The 5172-nt window shown below is 72.4% G+C and carries 5 protein-coding genes; 2 read left to right on the top strand and 3 right to left on the bottom strand.

Translation table 11 applies throughout. From position 1 onward, the window contains the following. Window positions 1-68: 68 nt before the first annotated feature. Complete coding sequence (locus tag K6I34_RS31110) at window positions 69-857, bottom strand: SRPBCC domain-containing protein (RefSeq protein WP_229331170.1); 789 nt, start codon at window positions 855-857, stop codon at window positions 69-71. A gap of 561 nt (window positions 858-1418) precedes the next feature. On the opposite strand from K6I34_RS31110, the gene K6I34_RS31105 reads away from it, so the two are divergent. Further along, window positions 1419-2648, top strand: a complete 1230-nt coding sequence (locus K6I34_RS31105) for an IS110 family transposase (protein WP_229331168.1) — start codon at window positions 1419-1421, stop codon at window positions 2646-2648. A 197-nt stretch (window positions 2649-2845) separates the two neighbouring features. Here K6I34_RS31105 and K6I34_RS31100 read toward each other — a convergent pair whose 3' ends face one another. Then, window positions 2846-3496 carry an NAD(P)-dependent oxidoreductase gene (locus K6I34_RS31100; RefSeq protein WP_229331166.1) on the bottom strand — a complete coding sequence of 217 codons (651 nt, stop codon included), beginning with the start codon at window positions 3494-3496 and terminating at the stop codon, window positions 2846-2848. Between the two features lie 46 nt (window positions 3497-3542). Continuing rightward, window positions 3543-4166, bottom strand: a complete 624-nt coding sequence (locus K6I34_RS31095; RefSeq protein WP_229331163.1) for a DsbA family protein — start codon at window positions 4164-4166, stop codon at window positions 3543-3545. 136 nt (window positions 4167-4302) lie between these two features. Between K6I34_RS31095 and K6I34_RS31090 the strand changes: the two genes are divergently transcribed. Beyond that, window positions 4303-5172 (top strand): AraC family transcriptional regulator (locus tag K6I34_RS31090; protein WP_308294078.1); only part of this gene is annotated, 870 nt, incomplete at its 3' end.

Below are 5172 nucleotides of genomic sequence, written 5' to 3'. Positions count from 1 at the left end.
GCCCTGCCCCGGGGGCGGAGCCCCCGGGGCAGGGCTGCACGAAGTGGGGTGCCCCCTCGCGTCAGAACTCAGCGGCGGCGGCGCAAGGCCCGCGTCACCACGACCGCCGAGGCCAGCGCGACCGCCGCCGCCGGTGCGGCCCAGCGCAGCGCGGCCGCCGCTCCGGACGCGGCTTCCGGGGCCGGGACCGGCGCGTACCGGCCGCGCGGCGGCGCGTGGTCCACCTCCTCCGCACTGCGGCCGATCATCGTGCGGCGCGCGTGCGCCGCCTCCGCGGGCGGCTCGTCGTCGTCCACGTCGTCGTCCTCGTCGAGGTCGTCGTCGGCCGCCGGGTCGAGGGACGACGGCGGGACCTCGGTGTCGAAGACGCTGCCGCCGTCCAGCCGCGGGCCGTCGCCCGCGGCGCCCGCCTCCTCCTCCGCGTCCTCCCGCAGCTCCTCCACGAGTGCGACGGCGAAACGGTCCAGCAGGCGGCGGGCGACGGCCTCCGTGGTCTTCTCGTCGAAGTCGGCGAGCCTGCCGCCGGTGCCGACCGTGCCGGTGCAGATCAACCGGGCGCCGTCGGCGGCCGGTTCCAGCACCCCGCGCAGCGCGAGCGTCACCGTGCCGGAACCGCGCACCTCGGTGCCCTCGCCCGACAGCTCGTACGCGCCGTCCTGCTCGGTCAGGTGCAGCGACCCCCGGTAGGTGATGGTCGAGCCGCCTATGCGCAGCCGCAGGCGTCCGGACACGAGCGCGCCCGAGGCGTCCGCGCCGTCCTGCTGGAGGCCGGGAACGCAGCGCACGACGCGGGCGGGGTCGGCCAGGACCCGGCGGACGGAGTCGACGGAAAACGGAACGAACACCTCATGCTCCATGGCAAGTGAGCCTAATTCCTTTGTAAGCATCGCGGGGAGTCCACTGGAGGAACCCGTGGTGTTCGAGTCGGGGTCCGTCACGCCTAATTCCTTTGTAAGCATCGCGGGGAGTCCACTGGAGGAACCCGTGGTGTTCGAGTCGGGGTCCGTCACGCCTCAAGTGAGCTGGGCTGTTGAAGCCTCTGGGTAGACGGTGCGGGCGGGCCTCATGCTCGGGGTGGTGGCGGTCGCGTGGGCGCCGGGCGGATGCCTTACAACCGCCCGGCAGTTCATGCCTCGGGTCAGACCAGCGACGCGCGGCGTCTCCGCTGCTGCCACCACCTGTTTGAAGACCCGCTCGTTGATCTTCGTGGTGCGAGCCCGCCACGCGGTGACCTCTCGATTCGCCCGAGCCCGTCCGAGCTCCCGCATAGACCGAGGCCCGCGTGGCGCGCTGGTGCCACGAACGGCTAGCGAGGTGGCGGCCCGACCCGTTGGGTTCGAGGCCTGGAATTAGGTCGCTGCGTGGCCCGCATGCGCTCGTGACCAGCACAAATGCACATGCTCAGGGGAGGAGCACACTTGATCTACTGCGGTATCGACTGGGCCGAGAGGACGCACGACGTCGCCTTGGTCGACGACTCGGGCCAGCTGCTGGCCAAGCGGCACATCACCGACGACGCGGCCGGCTACCGGATCCTGCTGGACCTGCTCGCCGAGTACGGCGACACCGAAGCGACCCCGATCCCGGTGGCGATCGAGACGTCCCGCGGCCTGCTGGTCGCTGTGTTGCGGACCGGCAAGCGGCAGGTCTTCGCGATCAACCCGATGGCCGCCTCCCGCTACCGCGACCGCCACAGCGTCAGCCGGAAGAAGTCCGACCCCGGCGACGCCCTCGTCCTGGCCAACATCCTCCGCACCGACATGCACGCCCACCGGCCCCTGCCGGGCGACAGCGACCTCGCCCGCGCCATCGCCGTCCTCGCCCGAGCCCAGCAGGACTCGACCTGGAACCGGCAGCAACTCTCCAACCAGCTCCGCTCGCTCCTGCGCGAGTACTACCCGTCCGCCCTGGCCGCCTTCGAGCCCTGGCGGAACGGCCTGTGCCGTCCCGAGGCCCGTGAGCTCCTCAAGGCCGCCCCGACCCCGGCCCGGGCCGCCCGGCTGACGCGCCCGCAGATCGCCGCCGCCCTCAAGCGCGCCGGCCGCCAGCGCGGCATCGACGCCGAAGCCGAGCGGCTCCGCGAGGTCTTCCGCGCCGACTGGGCCCACCAGCCACCGCTGGTCGAGGACGCGCTCGGCCAGCAGATGCTCGCCCTCCTCACCCAGCTGAACGCCGCCTGCACCGCCGCCGACGACCTCGCCAAGGCGGTCCACGAGGCTTTCCCCCAGCACCCGGACGCCGAAGTGATCACCAGCTTCCCCGGTCTCGGCGTCCAGCTCGGAGCCCGGGTGCTCGCCGAGATCGGAGACGACCGGACACGCTTCGCCGACGCCCGCGGCCTCAAGGCATACGCCGGCGCCTCTCCCATCACCCGCGCGTCCGGGAAGAAGTCGAGCATCACCCGGCGGTGGGTCAAGAACGACCGCCTCAACCACGCCGGCTACCTCTGGGCCTTCGCCTCCCTGCGGGCATCGCCCGGGGCCATGGCCCACTACCGGCGCCGCCGCGACGACCACGGAGACTGGCACGCGGCCGCTCAGAGGAACCTCTTCAACCGCATGCTCGGCCAGCTCTACCACTGCCTCAAGAACGGCGTGCTGTTCGACGAACAGACCGCCTTCCCCACCGAACTCGCCATCGCAGCTTGACACCTTAGCGTCGCGAGGTGTCTACCCATCAGGCCGCTCACCAGCGCCTCTCAGGCCGAACTTTCCGCCGGACACCGCCGTCGGGCGCAAGGACGCCGGGCACAAGGACAGCGCACAAGGACACCGCCCCACGCGCCGCGGGGGACCGGCGCGTGGGGCGGTGGGACGAGGGGCCCTCGGAAGGGGCGCCGTAGGCGTCAGTCGGCGACCGTGAAGCGCTCGCCCACGTGCTGCGGCTTCTCGATCTCGTCGACGAGGGCGACCGCGTAGTCCTCCATGGAGATGCGGCTCTTGCCCTCGGCGTCGACGACGAGGTCGTCCAGCGCGGTGCGGTACGTACCGGTGCGCTCGCCCGCCTCGATGAGGCCGGCGGGGCTGATGTTGGTCCAGCGGACGTCGCTCACGGTGCGGTAGAAGTCCAGCGCGTCACCGTGCGCGTGCATGATCTGGAGCAGGAACTCGGGGATGCCCTCGCCGTCCCAGACCTGCTTGCCGTCGGGCGTGCGCAGGGAGCCCGCGCCGCCGACCGCGATCACCCGCGGGGCGGCGTCGCCGAGCGTGCGCACACCGGCCACCAGGGCCTCGGCGGCGGGCTTGATGGTGGCGATGTGGCCGGGGCCGTCACCGCCGCCGACGGCGCTGACGACGACGTCCTGGCCCTCGGCGGCCTTGGCGACCGACGCCGGGTCGAGGACGTCACCGGTGACGACGGTCAGCGCGGGGTGCGTCACGGTGACCTTGGCGGGGTCGCGGACGACGGCCGTGACCTGGTGGCCGCGGTCCAGCGCCTCGCGCAGGATGCGCTGACCGATGTTGCCGTTGGCACCGAAGAGGGCGATCTTCGCCATGGGGGGCTCCTGAGGAGAGAAGGGAAAAGGGGGAACGTGGGGGGCGTCAGTGCTGGTCGAGCGCCCGGGTGAGCGCCTGCGCCGACGACATAGGCCCGCCGAGGCGCCGTACCCCGCCGGGGGTGTGCAGCAGCAGCGTGGGGTACTGGTCGACGCCCAGCCTGCGCACCTCGCGGAAGTCCGCCTCCGCCTCGCGGCGGGCGTCCGGGTCCGCGAAGACGGCCACCGCGACCTCCGCGTCGACGCCGTCCAGGCCGCCGGCGACCGTGCGCAGCGTCTCGGGGTCGGACAGGCTCAGGCCGTCGACGTACCAGGCGCGCTGGAGCGCGCCCGCGAATTCCAGTGTCCTCTCGGGCGCCTGCCCGCGCAGCGCGACGAGGGCCGTCGCGGCGTCGGCGGAGTCCAGCACCGCCGTGCCGTCGGCGAACGCCTTGGCGTAGCCGGGGCCGAAGACCGCGCCGGTCAGCTCGCCGATCCGGACGTCGGACTGCGGGATGTAGGAGTACGCGGAGACGGGCTGGGCGCGCGGGCCGGTGAAGAGCCCGCCGCTGAGCACGGTCAGCTCGATCCGGTCGGCGTTCGCCGCGGCGAACTCGCGCACGGCCGGGCCGAAGCCGTAACACCAACCGCAATAGGCGTCGAATGCATAAGTGAGCTTGTGCTGTGCCATGTCTTTCCCTGAAACGTTCAGCCGGGTCCAGCCGGGGTCCGGCCGAGGTGATGCCCGCACTCTGTGGTGCGTTATGACCACGCTATGGCCGGTTTCCAGCCCCTACCAGGTACGCTCGGGTCTTCTCATGGTGAAAATGCGACAAGCACGGAACGAGGACATCGTCGAGCTCGCGTATCGGGCCCCACCGGGGACGCCCGCCGGGGTCGAGGTGATGACGATCGCCGAGCTCCGTGCCCGCGCGCCCGAAGGGCTGCTGGCCCGGCCGCAGCGGCTGGACTTCCACCAGATCGTCGTCGTCCGCTCCGGCTCCGCCGGGCACACCGTGGACTTCACGGGCTACTCCCTGGAGGAGGGCTCGGTGCTGTGGGTGCGCCCGGGGCAGGTGCAGCAGTTCGGGGCGGTGGAGGAGATCGAGGGCGCCGTCATCCTCGTACAGCCCGGCTTCCTCTCCCCCGACACGGCCGTCGCGGCCGTGGCCGACGACCCCTTCCGCCCGGTGCTGTGGCAGCCGGTCGGCCAGGACCAGGAAGCCGTCCTCTGCGCCGTGCACCACCTGGAGAACGACTTCCGCACCAGCAAGGGACTGCCCGCCGACGTGCACTCCGGCATCCTGCGCCACCTGCTGTCCGTGCTGGTGCTGCGGCTCGCGCACCTCACGGCACCGGTGGGCAGCAGCGTGCCCGCCCCGGGGGACGCGTTCGTCCGCTTCCGCGCCGCCGTCGAACGGGACTTCACCGTCACCCACCGGGTCGCCGACTACGCGCGCACCCTGGGCTACTCGCCCCGCACCCTCGCGCGCGCGGCGCTCGCGGGCGCGGGAGTGGGCGCCAAGGAGTTCATCGACAGGCGGGTGATGCTGGAGGCGAAGCGGCTGCTCGCGCACAGCGAGCTGCCCGCCGCCCGGATCGCGGAGCGGATCGGGTTCGACGACGCGGCGAACTTCTCCAAGTTCTTCCAGCACCGCGCCGGTTGCTCACCGGGGGCCTTCCGCTCGGATATGCGG

Origin of the sequence: Streptomyces sp. UNOC14_S4 (assembly GCF_020740835.1) — a bacterium.
In the GTDB taxonomy this organism is placed as follows: Bacteria; Actinomycetota; Actinomycetes; order Streptomycetales; family Streptomycetaceae; genus Streptomyces.
This window is presented reverse-complemented; position numbering and strand designations above follow the sequence as displayed.